This window comes from Roseixanthobacter glucoisosaccharinicivorans (assembly GCF_043195095.2).
GTDB lineage: Bacteria > Pseudomonadota > Alphaproteobacteria > Rhizobiales > Xanthobacteraceae > NCEH01.
This window is the reverse complement of sequence record NZ_CM195538.1, coordinates 3976530-3997808: the sequence shown is the minus strand read 5'-3', so window position 1 is coordinate 3997808 and position 21279 is coordinate 3976530. Positions and strand designations below refer to the sequence as shown.

The following is a 21279-nucleotide window of genomic DNA, read 5'->3' as shown; positions in this document are numbered from 1 at the left end:
CCTATCCTCTCGTTCTTCCGATATGCTTCGCTGCCCGGCCGCGGACGCGGAGATAAAAGTCGAGCGTGCGCCGGGCGACCGCGTCGGGATCGAACGCGGAAAGGTCAGGAGACCCCGGTCGGGATTGCGTTGCCCATGCGAGAGACTCCGAGAGGAGTTGGGGCGTCAGTTCGCCCTCATAGGTCATCACCCACTCCCGTCCGATGTCGTTCCGCAGCTCCAGACTGGATGGCGTCGATGGCAGGAGGACCGGCCGGTCGAGGGAAAGGGCCAGGATGGCGACGCCGGAATTCAGCAGGTCCCGATACGGCAGGACCACCACCGCAGAGGCGCCGAACAAAGCAGCTATCTCCCCTTCCGGTACCCAGCCGATCCGAAGATCGATCCGTTCATCTGCGGCGGCAAGCTGCGCGATCCAGCTCATGTAGTCAGGATTCGCGAATGCGGCTCCGGCACAGACGAGGCGCGTGCGCGGAGCCGCCAGCGCGCTGAACGCCGTCATCAGCCGGTCGAGGCCCTTGTAGGGCCGAATGACGCCGAAGAACAGGAACTGGTGGCCGTCCGGCTCGCGCGTGCCTGTCTCCGCGACATCGGCGAAGATCGAGCGTACATTCGCGGCGGGAATGACGGCCGAAGCGGCTGAGCGGCATCGCGGATGCCTTCGATAGAACAGATCGCGCGAGGCTTCGTTGAGGAAAATCAGCCCATCCAGCATGCTGAACAGGATGAAATAAAAGAGCTCCATGGACCTGCGCGGCGACGTGTCGTGCGGATAGACGTTGTGCGCGGTCCAGATAAGTCGGGCGCCATGCATCTTCATCCATGCCAGCTTGCCGAAGAACCGCCCCGCGTCGACCATACGCCGCCATGGTCGATCCGCTCCCATCGCATATTCGGGCCAGTGCATGTGGCAGATGTCGACATCCTTGCGATCCGCTTGTGTGGCGCCGTCGACAACCGCAATACCGAGCCGTTCAAGAGCCTCGTACAGAACCCAGATGGCAGCACCACCGTCGCGGGTTCCGCGAGGGGCCGGCAGCACGCGCAGGGGTGGAGCGCTGCGCGAGCCGGTGCTGTTCAATCCTGTTCCTCGTCCCGGCATGGCGGATACCTCGTCTGCTGGGATCATGACGAGAGGCCCAGCTTAATCCCCTGACCCCAAAATTCCCCGGCCCAAAATTCTCCGGCCCAAATTCCGTGGCCCAAATTCCGTGGCCCCGGGCTATAGCGAAGGTGTGTGGACCTGCCGTCACCGCCGCAAATTGCTATCAACCAGACACTTTACCTTGCCGTATGGGGCCTCCTAAGATTGCCACGCCGTGGCCGGAGGCAGATGGTGGATCGGCTGAAGGGATAACTCGCCATGATCAAGCATGTGCTTCTGCCCGTGGTTGGGAGTGGGGCGCTGGTATTCGCGCTCGCCACAGGGGCCTTAGCTCAGTCCGGTTCGACCGCCCCGGCATTGGGCAGCACAGTCAATGCAGGCGCCAAGGTGACCACCACCCAGCCAGCCGATTCGGCAGCGCAGAAGAAACAGTCCAAGACCGGCCAGTCCAAGACCGGCCAGTCTAAGACCGGCCAGTCCAAGGCTTGGGAACCCATCTGCCCGCCGGACTGCGGCACCTCCTCCAAGAAGTAGCGTATGGAGCGCTCGGGAGACAAGCGGACGCCGATCGACATGATCTACGTCGCGGCGTGCGATATCGATTCCCGCTTCACGCGCATCTGCATCGCCAGCATCCGCAGATATTATCCGACAGTCAGGATCCAGTTATTCGTCGGGGCGCCCCTGGTCAGTGGCCTTGCGCGAGAGCTCTCCAGGTATTGGGATGTGGGTATCGCCGACATTCCCTCCGGCAACTATAGCTGGGGATATGTGAAGCTGGAGGCGCTGTTCGGGAAGGATGGCGAGCGGTTCCTGATGCTCGATTCCGATACGATCATGACCGGCCACGTGCTCGATCGGCTGGCGGGAAGCACGGCTCCCTTTCTCGTCGATGACGAGCCGCTGCCGGACGAATATGCCCGGCTGCTCTATTACGATTGGGAGAAGTTGGAGGCCGCCGGTCATGGCGCGACGCCCCGGCCGGCTTTCCTGTTCAATTCCGGCCAGTGGATCGGCACGGCGGGTGTTTTGACACGCGCCGATTTCGATCCATGGCTCGAATGGTCCATGCCGCGCCGGCTGCGCCACCCGCAATTCTTCAAAGCGGGGGATCAGGGGGTATTCAACTTCATCCTGAACCGGAAGGTGGAACGGGAGGATCTCCAGGTGGACCGGAATAAGATCATGCGATGGCCGGGCCGTTCCCTGGATGGGCTGGACGCCGTCTCGGTTGCGCGCGGCACCGCCGATCCGGTGATCGTACACTGGGCCGGACTCAAGAAGCTGCGCCAACGCGAGATGCTCGGCGCGGATCTCCTAGCCTATTTCGAGCATCAATATTACCGGCGCATGCCCTTCGGTGCACTGTCTCGTTTATACGACATCTGGCGCGCCTGACCTCAGCGTCTCTCCCACGGTGAAACGGGCGCGGCACGCGCGCAGCAGCTGGTCGACCGCCCCGGCCCAGTCTCCCCGCCTCGGCTGGCGGAACAGGCGAACTGTCGGATACCAGGGACTGTCCTCCCGGTTCAGGAGCCAGCGCCAGTCGGGCGTATGCGGCAGCAGCACAAAGGTCGGCGCCCCGAGCGCGCCGGCAAGATGGGCGATAGACGTGTCGATCGTGACGACAAGATCCATCAGCGAAATAAGGGCCGCTGTCTCGGGGAAGGGGACGCCGATGTTGCGGATGTCGGGATGGGAATCGAGGATCCCCTGGTCCTCGGGCCGGACGCTCGTCTGCAGGCCGAAGAGGTCGGCATCAAGTGTCCGCAGCGGCAGCAGGCGTTCAAGGCCGATGGTCCGATCCAGATGGGCGGCGTTCCTGCCCCAGACCAGGGCAATGCGCGGCCGGCGCTTGGGTCCGAGATGCTGCGACCAGGAACGCACCAGATCGAGTGAAGCCTTCACATAGCCGAGCGGAGCGGGGATCGTATCCAGCCGTGTTCCGAAGGCCAGGGGTAAGCTCATAAGGGGGCAGTGGAAATCAATCCCGGGTTCAAGCGTATCGCCCACGGCGACGATGTGGGATACGCCGCTCACGCCCGCCAGTACCTCGGCCAGGGGCCGGGGCACTTCGAGAATCACCCTGGTACCGCGCTCCGCCAGCAAAGCGGCGTAGCGGGAGAACTGGATGGAATCACCCAGGCCCTGTTCTGCGTGAATAAGGACGGTTTTGCCGGCAATGTTTTCTTCTCCCGTCCAAGCAGGGCCGTGGAAGGTGCTCTGAAGTGCGGGCATCTGGCCGGTCTGCCAGCGCCATTCATATTCGCTCCAGCCGCCCGCCAAGTTCCCCTGGAGTAGGCGGCAAATCCCAAGGTCGAGGTGGGCGTCTGCGGACGCCGGGTCTAGCGCTACCGCTGCTTCGAAGCTCGCCGTTGCCTCATCGTACCGGGCCAACGCCTTCTGCACCCTGCCACGCTCGGCATGTATCGTGGCGTCCCCGGGGGTTCCTTCAAGCGCCTTGTCGAGGGCGGTGAGCGCCGCATCGAACCGGTACTGCGCGGAGAGCACGTACGCGAGATTGTGCAGGCAGCCCGGATCGTCCGGGTCCACCGCGAGAGCGGCTTGCAGCAGACGCTCGGCACCGGCATGGTCATGTCGCTGTCCCGCGATCACGCCGAGGAGGTGCAGGGCATCGAAGTCCGCGGGAGCCTTGGCCAGGATCTGACGATAGATCCCTTCCGCCGCAGCAAGGTCCCCGGCGCGGTGGAGTAGAAGAGCCTGATCGATCAGCGACATGGGCGATCCCATCGGGGAGCGCGGGGAACCGGAGTGTTAAGCTCACGCGCAGTTCCGATTACAATAATTCAGAGCTGCGACGGGTCCACGCCGAACCTGCAGGAAAACATGCTTTTGGAGACGATCGACGAGGCCATCGCCGCCCATCGTTCCGGCGACCTGATACTGGCGGAGAGCCTGTATCGTCGCGTGCTGGAGCGTGAGCCCCTGCACTTCGATGCCCTGCACCTCCTCGGCGTGATCGCGGCGCAGCATCGGCGGTACGAAGAGGCGGAGTACCTCATGCGCGGCGCCCTTCACATTGAACCGGATGACCTCACGTGCCTGAGACACCATGGCAACGTACTTGCGCGGCTGGGCCGAAACCGGGAGGCCCAGGAGTGTTTCGACCGGGCGCTCGCCTTGGCACCCGACGATCCGGCCGTACTTTCGGACCGGGGTGCTGCGCTGCATGTGCTCGGTCGCTACGCGGAGGCCGCCGATGACTTCAGGGCGGCGCTTCGGTGCGACCCTAGCCACGGCGATGCCCATCTGCGCCTAGGCGCCTCCCGACTGCTGCATGGTGATTTTGCCGGTGGCTGGGTGGCATTCGGCTCGCGCCGATGGGACCAGGAGGAGCGGCGGGTTCAACAGGCGGGGGGTATCGATGCACCGATATGGCGTGGCGACGAGCCACTCATGGGCAGGACCATTCTGCTGCAGGGACGGCACGGCTTTGGCGACACGCTGCAATTTTGCCGATACGTCCCTATGGTCGCAGCCCTTGGCGCGCGCGTGATCCTGGAAGTGCCCCCCTCGATCGCCGGCCTTATGGCCAGCCTCGGTGGTGGTGCCATCGTCTTGCCGGCGGGGGCAGAGCGGCCTTCATTCGATACGCACTGCTCGCTACTGAGCCTGCCCTTCGCCTTCCGAACGATGCTGGACACCATTCCAGTCAGCATTCCCTACCTGTACCCCCCTAGCGCACGTATTGCAGCGTGGGCGCGGGCACTGGGCAGGAAGCGCCGCCCGCGTGTCGGCATCGCTTGGTCGGGCGGCGGGAACCGCAACGACCCCCGTGCGGCGGATTTGTCGGCGTTCCTGTCTCTGCGCTCACTCGATATTGACCTGGTCGTCCTTCAAAAGGATACGACCCCCGCCGAGCGAGAGGTCCTGGCCGTACATCCAGATGTTCTGTATCCGGCGGGGGATTTTTTGGAAACGGCGGCACTGGGGTCCCTGATGGATCTGGTCATCTCCGTCGATACCGCCATCGCGCATCTCGGGGGAGCGCTTGGGGTGCCGACATTTGTGCTGCTTCCCGTGATCCCAGATTGGCGCTGGCTGCTGAACCGGGAGGACAGTCCCTGGTATCCGACCATGCGCCTGTTTCGTCAGCGCGAGGCTGGGGACTGGGACAGCTCGTTCGCAGCCATAAGGCATGAACTTTCCGTGCGCTTCGGATTGATCTGAGACCCTTCTCTGTTCCGGTTTAGGACAGAGTTCTGATACTTTTGTGGCTTCAGGCGGCTTCGGTTTCCAGTGTGGTCTTTGCGGTAAATTCGGCGAGCGATTGGGAGGGGGTGTTCCAGACCATTGCAGAGATGGTCCGCCGCAGCATGGCGGCCCGCTCCGCGTTATCGGGGGACAGTCCATGAGCGCAGCCGCATCCTCGCCAGAGGTGCTCCAGATACTCGTGCCCATCGCGGCGGGCCACTGATCGACAAGATCACCATCCTGGAGATCAAGGCCGAGCGTATCGCCGACCCGGCCAAGCGCGCCAACGTGGTCACGGAGCTGGAGGCCCTGAACGCGCTGCGCGACAGGCACGGCCTCGACGCGCTTACCCGCCGACCTGAAGGTGGTGAACGACACGCTGTGGCAGGTGGAAGACGAGCTCCGGAGCGGAGGCGGAAAAGCGATTCGACGCCCGCTTCATCGAACTGGCGCGGGCGGTCTATGTCACCAATGACCGGCGCGCGGCGCTGAAGAAGGAAATCAACCTCGCTGTGGGCTCGGCCATCGTCGAGGAAAAATCCTACGCGGGCAGCTAAGGTGTTTGGTCCCACAGTGTGATGGCATAAGTTTATCGCCATGGGAAAGGGACGCGCTATGGGGCAGGTTCTTCATGGGAGCGCCAAGACCACGCACGCCGTACGAGCAGAGCTACAGCGATCGAAAGCTCCGGTCGCGGAACTCGCCAGACGTTACGGGGTCAACGAGAAGACCGTGAAGAAGTGGCATTCCCGGCCGACGGTCGAGGACGCGCCGATGGGCCCGAAAGAGCGTCGCAGTTCCGTCCTGTCAGCCATCGAAGAGGCGCCAATCGTTGCGCTTCGGGTGCAGGCTCACCTGCCGCTGGATGACGTGTTCCTGGCCCTGAAGGACGTCATCCCGCATCTCACACGATCGTCGCTGCATCGGTGCCTCCAACGCCACGGCATCTCGCGCCTGCCCAAGGCGGATCGCGAGAAGCCCAAGCGGTTCAAGACCTATGAGATCGGCTACTTCCACATCGACATCGCCGAGCTTCACTACGAGGGTGGGAAGGCCCATCTCTTCGTCGCGGTGGATCGGACGTCGAAACTCGTCTTCGCCAGGATATATCGGAAAGCAACCAAGCTGGTGGCCTCGGGCTTCCTCAAGGTCCTGGTCGGGGCCATTCCTTACCGGATCCATACCGTGCTGACCGACAACGGCGTGCAGTTCGTCCAGCACGACCGGAAAGCCGTGGAAGGCTTCGTCAGTCACGTCTTCGGCAGGGTCTGCGCTGAGCGCGGCATCGAACATCGTCTGACCAAACCCTATCACCCGTGGACCAATGGCCAGGCGGAGCGAATGGTGCGCACCATCAAGGAGGCGACTGGGCGCTCTTTCTATTATGCCACCCTGATCGACCTGAGGCGCCATGTCCGCGACTGGCTGCTGGCCTATAACTATGCCAAGCAGCTCAAGGCGCTGCGCTTCAAAACCCCGTTCGAAGCCATCCGGCAGATGGCCACGCAAAGGCCCGAACTCTTCGTTCGCCAGCCAAACCATGACATCCTGCGACCAAACACCTAGCTGCGCGCCCCGGTTCGGACAGCAGGCCTCGCTCATTTTCACCAAGTCGTCATGGATATTTCGAGAGCTTAGACCTTGCCGCTGCCACTCCAGGCCTCCTTGATGAGCTCGATCTGCCGCTCATGCGGTTGCAGAGCTTTCAAGGTCGGGTTTCAGGTGAAGAGCGAGAGTCCGGAAATGGCCCAACGGCGACTCGGATGCTCCTTCGATCATCGAGAGAGACTATGTCTCACAAATCAAAATATATGAGACGATATTTATGTTCTGAAATTTCAACGCGTTGACTGTCTCATAATATAGTCTCATAATGCACAAATGATTATTGGCTACGCGCGCGTCTCAACTGATGGGCAGACTTTAGATAGCCAGATCGAACACCTCAGGACCGCCGGCTGCGAAAAGCTCTTTCAAGAGACGGCAAGCGGCGCCAAAACGGACCGCCGACAGTTGCGAAAATGCTTAGCGGCGTTGCAAGCCGGTGATACGCTTCTCGTCGTTCGGTTGGATCGCTTGGCGCGCTCGACGCGTGATCTGCTCAATATTCTCGCCGAGATCGCCGAGCGCGGTGCCGCCTTCAAGTCTCTCGGCGACGGCTGGGCCGATACGACCACGCCGCATGGCCGTCTCATGCTCACCGTGCTTGGTGGTCTTGCCGAATTCGAGCGTGAGCTGATCAGAACACGCACGGGAGAAGGCCGCATGCGCGCCAAGGCGCGCGGCGTGCGATTCGGCCGAAAGCATGTGCTTTCGGCCGATCAGCGTGCCTTCGTTGCCCGGCGAAGGGCGGAGGGAGAGAGCGTGCGCGAACTCGCGCGAATCACAGGCGTGAGCAAAGCCACCATCAGCCGTATCGGACCCATGGAGTGAGGTCGTGGCGCCAATGGCGGACATGCTCCGGCCGCCGCAAATCAAACTCTGACACCCTCGCTCTAGGGCGCTCTTTCGGAGCGCCCGTTCGAATCTTGAAAGCGACCTGTCAGCGGGCTTCGGCAAGCACTATGGCATCCGCACCTGCCGGGAATCTGAGTTGTCCTGTCTTGTCGTGGACGGCGGCCCAAATCGCCTCCGCGACATCGCTTTCGCGCGTCGTCAGCGCCGGCGTTGCGAAGGATGCGAGGATCGGCCGGGCGAACTCGGCATACTCGCCCGGCAGCAGGTCTTGAACCGGGATAATGGCGTTCGCACCAAACCGCGTTGTTGGGGCATAGCCCGGCTCAACGAGCTTCACGCCGACGCCGAAATAGCCAAGCTCATGCGCGAGAGAAGCGCTGAAGCCTTCGACCGCCTGTTTGGACGCCGTATAGGCGGCGGCGAGGGGGAATTCGCCAAGCGTGACGCTCGATGTCACGTTGACGATCATACCTGACCGACGCTGCCGCATCTGCGGGATGATCGCCTGACACATCGCCATGACGCCGATCGCATTCGTCGCGATGAGTTGGCGGATGAGTGCCATCGGCATGGCTTCAAAGGCGCCGACACCGCCAACCCCTGCATTGTTGACCAGAACGTCGATCTGGCCCGCCGCATCGATCAGAGCAGCGATGCTTTGCTCACAGGTGACGTCCAGCGGCATCACGCGCAGGCGCTCGGTCGGGGCCTCGAAAATATCGGGATCCGGGCGCCGCATTGAAGCAATGACCGTCCACCCATTCCGCAGGAAGTGCTCCGCCGTCGCCTTGCCATAGCCCGACGAGGTGCCGGTGATGAGGATCGTCTTGCTCATGGTCTATCTCCTTCCGTTCGATGAAAGGAGGATGGACGAGACCGCAGAGACGATACATAATTAAAGCTCCGAAAATCATTATAGATCGTCCGAAAATGGATCCTTTGAGCGATACCATCAGCCTGCTCCGACCCAAGGCCGCCGTCTCGAAGCCGATTTCCGGGCGCGGGCAATGGGGGGTACGGTACGAGGCCCATGATGCTCCGGGATTCACCCTCGTGTTGGCAGGAGAGGCATGGCTGACCTTTGACGGCAAAATGCCCATCCGGATCGCCAAAGGCGACTTCATTCTCCTTCCCACGACGCCCGCGTTTGCCCTGAGCAGCCAGCCCGGAGCCGCCTGCGTGCCCGTAGAACCAAGGAATGAAGCTGTCCGCCACGGTGAGCAGGATGGTGACGCCGACTTCGCCGCGCTGGGTGGCAGCTTCACATTCGACAAAGTGAATGCCGCCCTGCTGCTCAAGCTGCTGCCTGATCTCATCCACATCCCGGCTTCCGAAGGCAGGGCGACACGCTTTGGTCGTTTCATCGATCTTCTTTCCGAAGAATGCGCCACCGATTACCCAGGACGGGACTTGATCATTGAACGGCTGCTGGAGGCCCTGCTAATCGAGACGCTTCGCTGGCGCGGGAGCGGCGCAGCTGTCATGTCCGAAGGCCTGCTATGCGGCTTGGGCGATCCTGCCATCGCACGTGCGCTTCAGGCCATGCACGGCGATGTGCGTGCGAACTGGACCGTCACGCGTCTGGCCGGTATCGCGGGAATGTCCCGCTCCAGCTTTTCGGCACGGTTCAGCGCGTTGTTGGGGTGCGCCCCGATCGAGTACCTGACGCGATGGCGCATGGCGATGGCCAAGACGGCCCTTGCACGCGGGACTAAGACGCTGGATCGGATCGCGGCCGAAATCGGCTATGAGTCTGCCAGTGCCTTCAGCACAGCATTTCGCAAACGGCTCGGCTGTCCGCCGGGACAATTTGCACGAGACGTAGCTTCGTCGCCGTAGTCTCTGCTGCGCTAGGACGGGAAGTTTGCTGCTACAGCGACAAATGGCCGGTATGGGGCCGAGGCTGTGTGAGAACTCTGCGCGGCTGATCGGTCAAGCTGCCTTTTCCATGGTGCGCGTCGGCTCCGGTCACCCGGCTATCGCCTTGAGTGTTGGGGCCACGCCGGCCACGGCAATGGCACGCTTCATGTTGTAAGCCAGTATCGCCAAGCTGGCTTCGGTGGCGACGTGCTTGAGGCCGCGCGTTCGGAAGTGGGTGGCCCCCATCCATCCTTTTATGGTGCCGAAGACGTGCTCGACCGTGCAGCGGCGGACCGCCATGGCTTCGGGCATCGCTTGAAGCCTGCGCTCCATGGCATCGAGCACCGCTTCGTGCTCCCATCGTCGGATGCGCTTCTCTTTGCCGGCCGTGCACAGGGAACGCGATGGGCAGGCGCTGCAGGCCTTCTGGTTGAAGTAGACGCTGATGAGCTTGCCGCCCTCCACCCGGGCAAAGCGTTTCTGCAGCTGTTGACCGGCGGGGCAGCGATAGGCGTCAGTCTGCGGCTCGTGCACGAACCTAGCCTTGCCCCAGAAGCCGCGCGCCTGAGCCGGTGAGGTATTTGGCTTGGGCACTATCGGGATGATGCCAGCTTCGGCGCAGGCGCGGATTTGCTCGCCCTCATAGTATCCACGATCTGCCAGGGCGATCATTTCGGCAGCGCCGGTCTCGGCCTGGGCGGCTGCGGCCATCTCCAGCAGATGCGAGCGGTCATGACCGCGGTTGGTTACCGCATTGGCGACGACGATGTGGTGTCGGGTATCGACGGCCGCCTGGACGTTGTAACCGACCACGCCGCGATGATCGCTGCCGGTTGCCATGGCGCGGGCATCCCGATCGGTCAGCGATATCTGCTCATCAGGGGAGGCTTCCAACTGCCGGCCGATCGCCTCGAGTTCGCCAAGGCGCCCGCGCAGCGACGCCAGTCGCTCGGTCAGGTGCGCGACGCGCGGCGTCGCCGGGCCGGTCTCCGCCCTGTCGGTCTCCTCAAGCTCGGCGAGATAGCGCGCGATGCTTTCCTCGACATGGGCCTTCCGGCGCGCCAGCTTGCCCTTGGTGTAGTTCTTCTCGTGCGTGTTCACTGCGCGCAGGCGTGATCCGTCGATCGCGACCATGCCACCACCGACCAAGCCAAGGGCACGACAGATGGCGACGAAGCGCTGGCACGCGATCTGGATAGCGCTGGCATTGTCATGGCGGAAGTCCGCGATCGTCTTGAAGTCGGGTGCCAGCTTGCCGGTCAGCCACATCAGTTCGATGTTGCGGCGCGCCTCGCGCTCCAGCTTCCGGCTCGAGGTCAGCTGGTGCAGATAGCCATAGACATAAAGCTTGAGCATGGTGCCCGGGGCATAGCCGGGTCTGCCGGTCGATGCCGGCTGCACGCGAGCAAAGCCGAGTTCGGCCAGATCGAGTTCATCGACGAAGGCGTCAATGATGCGAACCGGGTTGTCAGCATCCACATAGTCTTCCAGGCACGTCGGCAAAAAGCTTGCTTGGCGGCGGTCAGCAGCTTCAACGAAACGTCCCATATGGCACCCCGAAGCACTGCCAGATCATAGCATCATCAGGGGTTTTCACACAGCCTCGGGCCGCATCCGGACTGTCAGCTATCCGGTAGCCAGTGCCGTGTAGCTGCCCTTCTGGACCCGCCGGCATGACGGACATTCTCGACCCAACTTACCGCAACCGAAAGCCGTCATCTATTCATCGGCAAGGGCTGGCGCGTCAAATGCCTCGCTTGTGATTGGAATGGATCGGGAGCAGAAAGTAGGCCGCCCGCCTCGACAAGGTCAATTCTGAGCACTAGACAAATTCGTGAGAGGAAGCGAGTGATGCGGAGAGAGGCGCCGATTTGAGAAAATCGCTATTCCTATGCTCCGCATCGACAATAAATGCTGCCACCCTGCCAGCCATGACTTATGGGTCTGTCCCTTTGGCGACAAGGACAAAATGATCGGACCGAATTTTCCTGTTTTGGTCGGGACTTTACCTCTCGGGTTCTCATGACGAAGACCTCAATTTCAACGCCCACAAATGTCGACTATGCACTCCACACTTTGGGTTGGAAGGCCTTTCAAGATCTTTGCATGGCCGTCGCCTCTGATGTGCTCGGATTGCCGGTTCAAACCTTTTTTACTTCCAAGGACGGCGGACGTGATGGCGCGTTTATCGGCACGTGGGACGGCGCCAAGCCGACCGAACGCTCGACTATCCAATGCAAGTTTACGGGCAAACTGGGAGCGTCTCTGACTTTGGCTCAACTCAGAGACGAGTTGTCTAAGGTCGGACGCCTCGCGAAAAAGGGGCTCTCACACGACTATATAATCCTGACCAATGCGGGTGTCTCCGGTTCGGCTGAGGAGAAGATCGCGGAGGCCTTCGAGAAGGCCGGCGCCACAAAATGCAGGGTCTTTGGTGGTGGCTGGATCACCGAGGAGATCAAGAAACGCCCGCGGCTGCGTATGATGGTTCCTCGGCTTTATGGGCTCGGGGACCTGTCTCAGATTATTGATGGCAGATCTTACGCCCAGGCCAAGCGGATACTGAGCTCCATGGGGGACGATCTTGCCTGCTTCGTGACGACGGAAGCCCATAGGCAAAGTGTCCGTGCAATCAATGACCATGGATTTGTGCTGCTTCTCGGCGACCCTGCGTCGGGGAAGTCCACCATCGGAGCGAGCCTTGCGATCGGTGCGCTCGACGATGGCGCCATAGGGACCATCAAAGTCACTTCTCCCGAAGCCTTCGAACAGCATTGGAATCCGGAAGAGCCTAACCAGTTTTTCTGGATCGACGACGCTTTTGGCCCGACGCAGATCCAAGGCAACCTTGTCAACGGTTGGAATTCGCGGCTCAAGCTCTTGCGCGCAGCGGCGAAGAGCGGCGCGCGAATCCTCATGACCTCAAGAACCTACATCTGGAACAGTGCCCGGCATCAGCTGAAGGCGGGGGATTTCCCCTTGTTTGAGAACAGCAAGGTCATTATCGACGTGCAGGGACTTCAGCCCGTCGAGCGCGCCCAAATTCTCTACAACCATGTGAAACGAGGCGATCAGCCTCACGCTAAGCGAAAGGCTCTCAAGGAGTTTTTGCCGGCGGTCTCTTTGAACGAGCGTTTCCTTCCCGAGACGGCCCGGCGGCTTGGATCGAAATTCTTCACGGGCGACCTCGAGATGTCGGCAGACGGAGTCGAGAAGTTTGTCGAGGAGCCTTTGGTCTTCCTGCTCGACGTTCTTCGTGGCCTTGATGATGGCGCTCAGGCCGCCATTGCACTGATATTCCTTCATGGGGCTGAAGGGGTACCATCCCCGGTGCAACCATCGGAGGCGCTTAATACTGTCCTACGCCTTACCGGAGTGGCCGCCCCGACAGTAACGCGTTCGCTGGAGGCTCTACGTGGCAGCTTGACGCTGCTGGTGGAGAGTGAGGACGGCCTCCGATGGACCTTTAAGCACCCAACGATCGCCGATGCTTATGCAAGGCTGATCGCAGAGTCACCTGAGATGGTCGAGCTCTACGTATTGGGCGCCAAAGCTGAGCGACTCATGGCTGAAATCGTGTGTGGAAATGTTCAGCTCCAAGGTGCCAGCGTGCATGTGCCACCCATTCTCTATGATAGCTTGTTGGCGCGTCTGACGCCGCTCTCTACACGAGCCCGTAATCTCATCTTGTTCCTGACCAACAGGGCGGACAGAGCATTTTTGGTGGCCTATTTTCAGACCTTTCCTCAAATCGAACATCTCGTAGTTAACATTGCCTCGGATCTCTGGATCGATCCCGAGACCGCCTTGTTCGTACGCCTCCACACCGAAGGTCTCTTACCCGAAGCTACCCGCCTTCAGGTGGCGGCAAAGATCGTAGAGTTAACGATCGACAATGCCGATGGGACTGTGTTCGGGAATAGCAAAGTTCGGTCGCTACTCACCGACCAGGAATATAACCAGCTGGTGGCACGCTTCCGAAAAGAAATCGTCGAGGTCTACGCCGACGATCCGCTAAAATGGGAACGATCAGTCATCACCAGTGATAAGCCCGGCTATCTTCGCCAATTGAAAGACGGCCTTGAGCTGTTCTGTGCTGAAGTTGAGGACGATAAGACGGAAAGGAGAATTCAGAGCGCCATCCAGCAGCTGGAGGAGCGTGCGCTCGATCTTGAGGTCGAAGATGAAGATAATGATTCTGGGCTTGTCTCTGCTCCGGCACAGCCCGCCGACCCGGAGATCGCTTCCATTTTCACGGATGTAGATGCCTGATCGGGCCCACAGTTTTCGCCAACATTTCCGTCATTCCAGAGCCGAGAATTGTCCCCCAAAGCAGCCGCTTGATCCGACGCAGGCTGGAGGCGGCGACGGGGCCGTAAGCGGTCTGACCGCTTTGGGGGCAGCTCTCAGAACGCGGACATTCGGACAAGAATGCTCGTCACTGGCAAATTGGGGCTGGCAACGGGCCATCGCGCTCCTAGAGGCCGGGATCACGATCAGAACAAGCTTAATGCAGGCTACGTAATCCCGCCGAGGCGCTTAATTCTCGGGCGACTTCTCTCTCGACTACGAAAGTGACTGAGTTAACGGAACCCCGAGTCAGCTCGCATTCATTCGCTTCGGGATTAATTCCCAATTCCGATAATCTGGACCGGCGCTCCGTGATCAGCACCCATCACCCTCGCCAATTGTCGGCACGCTTCTTGAAATCGATCTTCTTCCACTGCTCCTTCCAGAGCGTGAGATACTTCACGTCAGTGGACGATGGCTCTGGGTCGCATTTCTCTACATACACAACGCACGGCATAATGACGGCGTCTCCGATGAGAAGCGCTTCCCCTTGCTCAAGCGCAGGCATGCCCTCGGTCAGATTGCCAAGGGTATCCGGCAATAGTCGGCGGACATAGCTTTGATCATCGGGATTGGTAAGACGCATTGCCAGGAAATTGGAGCATTGCGAAAAGATAGTCTCAGAAATTTCAGACGGTCGCTGGCTCGAAATCAGAAGGCTGATGCCGTATTTTCGGCCTTCTTTGGCTATGCGTTCAATTGCAGCCAGTGAAGCTTTGTAGCGTGCAAGACCGCTCTTTGGCGCGTATTTGTGCGCTTCCTCATACACCATCAAGAATGGCTGTTCGGTTTTGCTTTCAACGCGCCGAGCATAATAGCAAAAATCGAACATTAGACGGGAGATCAGCGAGACGGTAATGCTGAGCAGTTCAAAGGGAATTCCGCTTAGGTCGATAATCGTGACATTAGTCTCGCCCGCGTCATTGTAGCCAGTGAACTGCCTGAGCACGTCCTCCAATGAGGCCTTCTTAGCCTTTTCACCGAAAATGAACTCTAGCCGGGTGTTCGCGATTTTTGATCTGACCCGTCGTTCGAACTTGTCGATAGTACCGTCGGCATATGGCCCTTTATTAATCTCACTACGTTTGGTCGGCGCGAATTCGCGCAATTCCATGCAGTAGTGCTCGATCTGGGCATCGACATCAGTGAAATCGATTTCTGTGTTATCCTTGAACTTTATTAGCAAAGAATTGTCAGCGTTCTTCGTCTCTCTGGTGGGATTTCTGAACGCATTTGCGACATGATCGATCTCATATGGAATCGGGCTGTCGAAATTGACCTTCTCTACGTCGGGATTACTGATCCTTTTTGCAATGGTGACAACCTGCCGGAGCAATGCCTCCTGGTTGTAGTTGTTGTTGTCCCCGGACTCCAGGAACATGTCCTCCATCTCGTCTTCGTTCAGAAGCCAATATGGTAGGACGAGGTCATCAACGGTGATGACATTCGCCTTCGGAAACGCCGTGGCATATTCGGAATGAAGATCGAATATCACGATATGGGAGTTGTTAAGGCCCTGGTATTCGCCAGATTTGGTAGATATCGCCTTCTGCAGAATTGACGACACACTCGACGATTTGCCCGATCCCGAAGCGCCAACAACGGCAATATGTTTGTTGAAGAACCGGTCGCCGTGAACAGGCACAACGATATCACGTTGCCTCGTCAGTGAAGAAAAGCAAAAGCGGTCTTCAGCCGCATAGCAGTCGGCATAGATGGCCGCGATTTCCGCTTTCGACGCCGGGATGACCTTCTTTGGTGGAATGGCCAGTTCGTCACCGCCGCGATTGAATTTTCCGTCTTTAAGAGTCCCAAGAGGATACGCATCGATCATATAAACGCGCTTGTAGTCACTGCCACCGTCGCCTTTCACCTCTTTCATCTCGATTGAAAAGCTTTCGATGATGCATATGAGGGAAACGTTGTCATTGTCCGACACTTTGAGAAAAGACCCGACGCGAAGAGATTCACTCGCTGTCTGGAAGTTCAAAAGATCATCGACTGCCACTCGAACTTTGTTGGGGTAAACGGCGACAACCTCGGCATTGGCGATTTCCTCAGTCATTGTTCGTCCTCAGACAATTTTTGTGATTGTGGAGATGCTGCTGACGGGGATGGAATACATCCGACTCTTTGGCCCCGGCAGAGCCATGGCTGCAGGGCGTTCAAGGAAGAAGTCGTAGATGTGGCACAACTTCCGTCCCACCCCATCGAGGGCCTCCAGCAACTGGTCAACGTCATCGACAAAACGAATTTCGATCTGGTGCTCTTGGGTCTGGGGGCTCAGAACGTGATCGTTGCGGAAGGACGATCCGCGATATGGGTAACCGTCTACGAAAACGGTTCCAGTATCGAAAAGCTCGTTTTTGACTTGCATGATGAGTTTTTCATCCGCGCCGCGCAGCACGATGAATGGCGCGTAGCGCTCGAGATTCCGGATGCGGCGCTTCTTAGCCGAACTCCAGTTGTTGCCGATTGCCCTGAGTTGTTCGCAGACGACCGAACCGTCTGTTGCCGCATCGCATTCAACAATGAAAGCACGTACGATTCCTGCGCCGTTTGTGGGCGAGAAATACAGGCGTTTCATATGCTTCGCGTACTCGCTCGCTTCCTTCTCTCGGAGAAGCCAACGATTATGGACAGCTTGGGTACCCTTGAGCAGTTCCTGCAGGTCACGACGGGTGGTCGTGCGGTCGTTGTGATCTTTTTTCGTGGCGAGTGTGGCAATGTAATCGAGGGCCATCGGATAGTGAAAGCCTTCGGCCTCAAACGCGGAGACGTTTTGGTTTTTCCGTATCGCCTCGATGACGAGGTCGCGATGTTCAGAAAATTCCTTCGAGATTTGTATTTTGAAACTCTTGCAGAATGTCTCGATTAGTCCATCTGGCGCGGCCATGCCGTCTAGTAAGGACTTTTTTTCGTAGGATTTCGTACCGTCAGCGGCCTTTACTTCCTTCCGGTATTCCATCACCGATTTAAAGCGCCCGACGGAAAGCTCGCTAATATCAATCTTAACTTCCGAAAAGTGCCCGTACAACAGGTATTTTCGGCCTGCGCGTTGTGTTTCTTCAAGCCCGTAAAAGTGAACAAAGAGCTTATGGAGGGGATCGCGCAGCACCGAGTCTGTCAGGTTCTGCTCTGCGTAGTATTTTACCTGCCCGTAAATCACGCCTTCATCGGTGTAGCGGTCGAAGTCCTCAATGCCCTCGATGACGACGTTGTCGTCCAAGCCCGCATTTAGGATTTCAAGCAAGGCGGCATCGAGCTGGTAAAAATAGCCCCTGATTGAAGCAGTCGCTTCACGTTTCTTGTCGACTTCCAGCATGCCGCCCCCGAATCAATCCGCGATTGACATTATACGAGAGAGTAAGCGCGGCGCGCGATTAACTGCATTTGCGCCGACGGGAAACGTCAGCAAGGGTCCATTAAATGACCTACTGGATTAAGCTGATGTATATCGAGGAATTGAGATCCTTGCAGGATGCAATCACTGAGCGGACTGTCACAGCAATGGGCAGCGTCAGCATATCCTTCGCTCGCGTTGAACATGGAGATATCAAAGGGCTATCTAATTTGATTCAGCTAATTGAGCTGAAACTCATTGCCAACCCTATACGAGAACAATATTTGATTGCGCGTGGTTGTTAGCGTGTAAAGGCTTGAACGACCCCATCGGACAGGGAACTCAACGGGCACCATATTTACGAACGGTCAATCGAATACAACAGCTCATTAGAAGCTCATTATCGGAACTCAAATTATCTTCATTGAACGGCAGCTTTTGGTCAATCAATGTCGGGGCCGAACGACCGAAATGGGGGCGCAAAGCGGCCGTTTACAACGTTGCGCTGAGAGGGCCGCTTTGGGTCGACAGTACCAGTTGCGCCTTGATCGCCAGGCATCGCTTCCGGCAGGCCAATGGTCTCAACTTGAGACCATCCACCATCCCTCAGAAGGGCTTCCAACCGGTTCGCATCAGGCTGGAGCCTCCTTCACGACGGCAAACCTCATCATAGCCGCGAGCCGTCATATCTCGACCGCCATTTCTCTCGCGTGGAAGCAGCAGGAGGGAATCAGAGGAAAGCCTGGTCCCAACCGCCTTCAGGGCATATTGGGTCATGTGATCAGGGGTTACGAATACGCGCCCGACCCAAATGCGCCGCACCCGCGTATCTCTAATTAGTGCAGCATTATTTTCAGTCGCCCAGAGATGGAATTTCTCTCGAAAGCGAGAGACAGGCGGCTGCAGAAAGATTGCATGGCAATGCAGGCCGTCATTCAGAGTGACGTCATTGAGCTCAATTTTGGTGTGTTTTGGAACGGGTAGATCCGGCGCGACAAGCATCAAGGGCAGCTTGTGGCGCTCTTGATGGGAATTCGGTCGGCGAGCAAAACGCGTGATGATCCGAGAATATATCCGTTCGATATCGGCGTGCATCTGATCGATTTTTTTCGCTTTAAGCGAAAAAGTGAGAGGGTGGAACATGAAGCTCATGAAGAAGGGCCTATACCCTTGCTCAACTTGATCTGAGACCCACTCCCCATAGGCGAACTGAAGCTCCTTCGCAGGCGTATAAGGCACTCCCTGATGCCCGAGATTAGAAGTCATGATACACACCTCATATAAGCAGATAATTGATACACCGCATAATTGACAAATATCTCATCATCGAATGTCTGTATTTGTGATATAGACAATTGATGATATTGATAAGCGTCAGAGATGCAGATAGTCATGTCTAAAGAGGCATGTATTTCATTGCCATTTAGACATGAATATTCATATGCAGTGCGATTTTGCACCACATTGAATAGGCCTGAGGTCGTTGCGATTGCGTTCGGGAGTGCCACGGCGCCCGCTGGCGACATGAATAATTAACAATATTGCAAAATCGTCGAATTGCGATGCGAGGGGCAGATTTCGGCATGCAATTCCGGGCGAAACCATAGCTTCGGAGGGCATTAGGTGTCGAAGGCGCCGATTTACTGCTTACCTACTCCGGCGCGCTCTTGCAGCAAGCGAAAAGCCACCAACAGATAGGCGGAGCACTAAGCAAGACCTTCATGCCGAACTCCGCGGAGATCACGCAAGGCATCGTATTTTGGTGGTGCTTAAAGGCCGCTTACCTTTGCCCAAGCCACTGCGATTTCATCGAGTTAGCTGCTCTCGAAATGCCTGTAGAGGCACGCGAGATTGGCCTCCGAAGTAGCGGGCTTATACTGAAATAATTGCTCAAGGTGAGCAGATAGGCTGGCCGAAACAGGTCATAGTTTTGAGGCTCTGCGCCGAGTTCGCACGAGGGGAAGGCCCTGTGCCAGCGTAACCGGCCTGAAAACGTATCCCCGAAAAGTGCCGGCGACCCGTGTGATCACTCTGCACCTGCGCGTTCGAAGAGGTCAATTTTGCGCGATCTAGTTTCAGTTGATTAATCTGTTTATTAACAAGAGTGAGAGCGACAGATGCGGTCGAGACGGATGACTGCCTCGACCCTGCCATTTCAAAGCCAAACCTTTCCGGGTCAGCCTGCGTTAGACGTGGTGCTCATTTATGCGCAGCAGCGCTTGCTTTCGACACCTCGGCCGCGAGTTCGAGAAGCCCCTCATATCGAAGGCATAGTACGTATGGCTTCATGGTCGAGAAGCCCTTCACCTTCACTTGGCGGACATGATGCAAGGCGTCCTTCCCGGGCATGAGCACCCCGCGCAGCTGCCACTGCCGCAGGATTTCCTTCTGTTCAGCAGGGGCGACGAGGTCGTCGAGGCGGTGTCGGAAGATAGCCAAGACGCGTTGGTTGTTCGACTTTCTTCGGAAGCCCAATGCGGAATCTCTTATGTCCGAAGGAAAGGCGTCGCCTTCTGCGACGACGGGAAATTTTTCAGAATCAAGGCGTGCTGCCGCCACACGGCGTAGTACGGCCTCGGCCCTTTGCTCCGCCGTCGGCTTCAGTGCACGCTTGAAAACTCTAAGAGCGCAGCGCGCAAGATGCTTTGCTGTAAAGGGGACCACGTTATACTCGGCCGCCAGGCTTCCGGCTCCTACTAGAAGCGCGAAGGCCTTGGTCATCTGCGCCCCCTCTTGCCCCACATAGGGCTGGGTCTTGGCCTCGAAGGCGGCCATCGCCGCCTCGACCGTCTGGCGCGCGCTGTCGTCCGCCACGACGGCATGAACGAATTCACGAACCAAATGGCCGTGGTGGGATCGAATGGTCTTCGCTGCGCGCCGCAGAAGCTTCGCGCGGGCCTTGGGGCCCTTCTGGAAGTCGAAAAAACCCTTGCCCTTTGCCAGCGTCAGAAAGGTCATGCCGGGGCTCGGTCGATCTTGGAGTGCTTCCGGGTCGTGCGAGTCGATCGATAATAGCTGGGCCGGGGCATCGCTTGCTTGCTGAACGTGATCACCGGTCGAGCCCTGAACCTTGGTCGCTGCTGCGGCTGCTGCGATCAGGGCACGGCGTCGGACTTTGGGATCTCCCCCGACGTGGCGCGTGGAAACCGCTCGGATCAGAGTGGATCCTGAACCGGCAGAGAGGCGCCCCCGCTTGGTCAGATCGGTCACCGGCCAAATGTTCGCCTCCGAGGGATTTTCGACCATGGACAGTGCCCACCGCAGGCCGAGCTCTCTTTCATCAGCTGTACCTCCGCTGAGGTGCAGAAGACCGATATCGTGCCCATCGATCAGGTCGAGAAGGGGTGCGGCGCAGGCCGCCGCAGCCATCAACGTCAGCACGCTGGAGGTTGCGAAAATCTCCTGCGTCGACGCCTTCCAGCCCTCGAAGGAGCCCGCAACCGGCGGCATGGCGACGCTCGCGGGGCCATCGAATTTCAGTTCATTTGGATCACGCCCGATGGTCATGTCGGGCAGGACAAAGCAGGTGCCATGCCAGCCGATCCGCCGGGTGACGTTGGTGATGGGTGCGCTCGTCCCCGTGACACCTTCTCGACGTCGGACCGGCACAGGCGCATATCCGTTGGCATCGCCACCCCCTTGGCGAGCAGATGCGCCAGGACTTTTCCGGGTGTTGCCGCCCATGATCGCGGCATCGAAATACGCAACGCTTCGCCGTCGGTGGACGCGCATCCCAAAACGGCGGTGAATTCGCTCGTGTGGAAGTCCCTGCGCAACTCGACGAGCGTGAGCCAATTGGGCTGAGAATTTGGAACATACATTTTCGTGATCCGACGTGAGCACGTGAAACGTGCGTTGAAAAGGAATGCAGGGCGAGGCGCCGCTGCGGGTGGATTAACAAGATCGGCAAAAGGGGATGCGCACGCGCATGCTTCGCGGTGGGCCCGCG

Annotated in this window: 16 protein-coding genes; 8 read left to right on the top strand and 8 right to left on the bottom strand. The window is 58.7% G+C overall.

The features are described from left to right. Nucleotide 1: 1 nt before the first annotated feature. Nucleotides 2-1081, bottom strand: a complete 1080-nt coding sequence (locus V5F78_RS18470) for a glycosyltransferase (protein ID WP_394072670.1) — start codon at nucleotides 1079-1081, stop codon at nucleotides 2-4. Nucleotides 1082-1363: 282 nt separating this feature from the next. On the opposite strand from V5F78_RS18470, the gene V5F78_RS18465 reads away from it, so the two are divergent. Continuing rightward, entirely contained in the window at nucleotides 1364-1639 is a 276-nt protein-coding gene (locus V5F78_RS18465; protein WP_394072668.1) for a hypothetical protein, read from the top strand. Between the two features lie 3 nt (nucleotides 1640-1642). Further along, nucleotides 1643-2503: a hypothetical protein gene (locus V5F78_RS18460; protein ID WP_394072666.1), complete on the top strand. Its 861-nt coding sequence runs from the start codon at nucleotides 1643-1645 to the stop codon at nucleotides 2501-2503. Here V5F78_RS18460 and V5F78_RS18455 read toward each other — a convergent pair. After that, nucleotides 2480-3844: a tetratricopeptide repeat protein gene (locus V5F78_RS18455; RefSeq protein WP_394072664.1), complete on the bottom strand. Its 1365-nt coding sequence runs from the start codon at nucleotides 3842-3844 to the stop codon at nucleotides 2480-2482. The genes V5F78_RS18460 and V5F78_RS18455 overlap by 24 nt on opposite strands. Before the next feature lie 114 nt (nucleotides 3845-3958). Here V5F78_RS18455 and V5F78_RS18450 point away from each other — a divergent pair, with 114 nt between their 5' ends. The 3 genes from V5F78_RS18450 to V5F78_RS18440 all read left to right on the top strand — a co-directional run bounded on the left by V5F78_RS18450 (nucleotide 3959) and on the right by V5F78_RS18440 (nucleotide 7753). Further along, a complete protein-coding gene (locus V5F78_RS18450; protein ID WP_394072662.1) occupies nucleotides 3959-5296 on the top strand; it encodes a tetratricopeptide repeat-containing glycosyltransferase family protein in 1338 nt (445 codons plus the stop codon). A 639-nt stretch (nucleotides 5297-5935) separates the two neighbouring features. Next, on the top strand, nucleotides 5936-6886 hold the full coding sequence (locus V5F78_RS18445) for an IS481 family transposase (protein WP_394072660.1): 951 nt from the start codon (nucleotides 5936-5938) through the stop codon (nucleotides 6884-6886). Nucleotides 6887-7201: 315 nt separating this feature from the next. Further along, the gene (locus V5F78_RS18440) at nucleotides 7202-7753 is read left to right on the top strand and encodes a recombinase family protein (RefSeq protein ID WP_394072658.1); all 552 of its coding nucleotides are present in this window, start codon (nucleotides 7202-7204) and stop codon (nucleotides 7751-7753) included. A gap of 109 nt (nucleotides 7754-7862) precedes the next feature. Here V5F78_RS18440 and V5F78_RS18435 read toward each other — a convergent pair whose 3' ends face one another. Beyond that, the gene (locus V5F78_RS18435; RefSeq protein WP_394072656.1) at nucleotides 7863-8612 is read right to left on the bottom strand and encodes an SDR family oxidoreductase; all 750 of its coding nucleotides are present in this window, start codon (nucleotides 8610-8612) and stop codon (nucleotides 7863-7865) included. Between the two features lie 95 nt (nucleotides 8613-8707). On the opposite strand from V5F78_RS18435, the gene V5F78_RS18430 reads away from it, so the two are divergent. Beyond that, on the top strand, nucleotides 8708-9616 hold the full coding sequence (locus V5F78_RS18430) for an AraC family transcriptional regulator (protein WP_394072654.1): 909 nt from the start codon (nucleotides 8708-8710) through the stop codon (nucleotides 9614-9616). A gap of 129 nt (nucleotides 9617-9745) precedes the next feature. On the opposite strand, the gene V5F78_RS18425 is transcribed toward V5F78_RS18430, so the two are convergent. Then, nucleotides 9746-11185 (bottom strand): IS1182 family transposase, encoded by a 1440-nt coding sequence (locus V5F78_RS18425; protein ID WP_509276262.1) that lies wholly within the window; start codon nucleotides 11183-11185, stop codon nucleotides 9746-9748. A gap of 558 nt (nucleotides 11186-11743) precedes the next feature. Between V5F78_RS18425 and V5F78_RS18420 the strand changes: the two genes are divergently transcribed. Further along, the gene (locus V5F78_RS18420) at nucleotides 11744-13909 is read left to right on the top strand and encodes an nSTAND3 domain-containing NTPase (RefSeq protein ID WP_394067827.1); all 2166 of its coding nucleotides are present in this window, start codon (nucleotides 11744-11746) and stop codon (nucleotides 13907-13909) included. Nucleotides 13910-14312: 403 nt separating this feature from the next. Here the strand turns inward: V5F78_RS18420 and herA are convergent, their stop codons facing one another. Next, nucleotides 14313-16052, bottom strand: coding sequence for an anti-phage-associated helicase HerA (gene herA / locus V5F78_RS18415; protein WP_394067825.1), 1740 nt, complete (start codon nucleotides 16050-16052; stop codon nucleotides 14313-14315). 9 nt (nucleotides 16053-16061) lie between these two features. Beyond that, nucleotides 16062-17312 (bottom strand): DUF4297 family anti-phage-associated protein, encoded by a 1251-nt coding sequence (locus tag V5F78_RS18410; protein WP_394067823.1) that lies wholly within the window; start codon nucleotides 17310-17312, stop codon nucleotides 16062-16064. A 104-nt stretch (nucleotides 17313-17416) separates the two neighbouring features. Here V5F78_RS18410 and V5F78_RS18405 point away from each other — a divergent pair, with 104 nt between their 5' ends. Beyond that, nucleotides 17417-17635 carry a hypothetical protein gene (locus V5F78_RS18405; protein WP_394067821.1) on the top strand — a complete coding sequence of 73 codons (219 nt, stop codon included), beginning with the start codon at nucleotides 17417-17419 and terminating at the stop codon, nucleotides 17633-17635. 301 nt (nucleotides 17636-17936) lie between these two features. Here V5F78_RS18405 and V5F78_RS18400 read toward each other — a convergent pair whose 3' ends face one another. After that, nucleotides 17937-18596 carry a hypothetical protein gene (locus tag V5F78_RS18400; RefSeq protein ID WP_394067819.1) on the bottom strand — a complete coding sequence of 220 codons (660 nt, stop codon included), beginning with the start codon at nucleotides 18594-18596 and terminating at the stop codon, nucleotides 17937-17939. 933 nt (nucleotides 18597-19529) lie between these two features. Then, nucleotides 19530-21014 carry a DUF927 domain-containing protein gene (locus tag V5F78_RS18395; RefSeq protein WP_394067817.1) on the bottom strand — a complete coding sequence of 495 codons (1485 nt, stop codon included), beginning with the start codon at nucleotides 21012-21014 and terminating at the stop codon, nucleotides 19530-19532. Nucleotides 21015-21279: the final 265 nt, after the last annotated feature.

What these genes read in the sequence shown, in the direction of transcription:
- V5F78_RS18405 (WP_394067821.1), top strand. Translation starts at nt 17,417, where the DNA reads ATGACCTACTGGATTAAGCTGATGTATATCGAGGAATTGAGATCCTTG.
- V5F78_RS18455 (WP_394072664.1), bottom strand. Translation starts at nt 3,844, where the DNA reads ATGTCGCTGATCGATCAGGCTCTTCTACTCCACCGCGCCGGGGACCTT.
- V5F78_RS18445 (WP_394072660.1), top strand. Translation starts at nt 5,936, where the DNA reads ATGGGGCAGGTTCTTCATGGGAGCGCCAAGACCACGCACGCCGTACGA.
- V5F78_RS18395 (WP_394067817.1), bottom strand. Translation starts at nt 21,014, where the DNA reads ATGGGCGGCAACACCCGGAAAAGTCCTGGCGCATCTGCTCGCCAAGGG.
- V5F78_RS18460 (WP_394072666.1), top strand. Translation starts at nt 1,643, where the DNA reads ATGGAGCGCTCGGGAGACAAGCGGACGCCGATCGACATGATCTACGTC.
- V5F78_RS18425 (WP_509276262.1), bottom strand. Translation starts at nt 11,185, where the DNA reads ATGGGACGTTTCGTTGAAGCTGCTGACCGCCGCCAAGCAAGCTTTTTG.
- V5F78_RS18430 (WP_394072654.1), top strand. Translation starts at nt 8,708, where the DNA reads ATGGATCCTTTGAGCGATACCATCAGCCTGCTCCGACCCAAGGCCGCC.
- herA (WP_394067825.1), bottom strand. Translation starts at nt 16,052, where the DNA reads ATGACTGAGGAAATCGCCAATGCCGAGGTTGTCGCCGTTTACCCCAAC.
- V5F78_RS18420 (WP_394067827.1), top strand. Translation starts at nt 11,744, where the DNA reads ATGGCCGTCGCCTCTGATGTGCTCGGATTGCCGGTTCAAACCTTTTTT.
- V5F78_RS18440 (WP_394072658.1), top strand. Translation starts at nt 7,202, where the DNA reads ATGATTATTGGCTACGCGCGCGTCTCAACTGATGGGCAGACTTTAGAT.
- V5F78_RS18410 (WP_394067823.1), bottom strand. Translation starts at nt 17,312, where the DNA reads ATGCTGGAAGTCGACAAGAAACGTGAAGCGACTGCTTCAATCAGGGGC.
- V5F78_RS18465 (WP_394072668.1), top strand. Translation starts at nt 1,364, where the DNA reads ATGATCAAGCATGTGCTTCTGCCCGTGGTTGGGAGTGGGGCGCTGGTA.
- V5F78_RS18400 (WP_394067819.1), bottom strand. Translation starts at nt 18,596, where the DNA reads ATGACTTCTAATCTCGGGCATCAGGGAGTGCCTTATACGCCTGCGAAG.
- V5F78_RS18435 (WP_394072656.1), bottom strand. Translation starts at nt 8,612, where the DNA reads ATGAGCAAGACGATCCTCATCACCGGCACCTCGTCGGGCTATGGCAAG.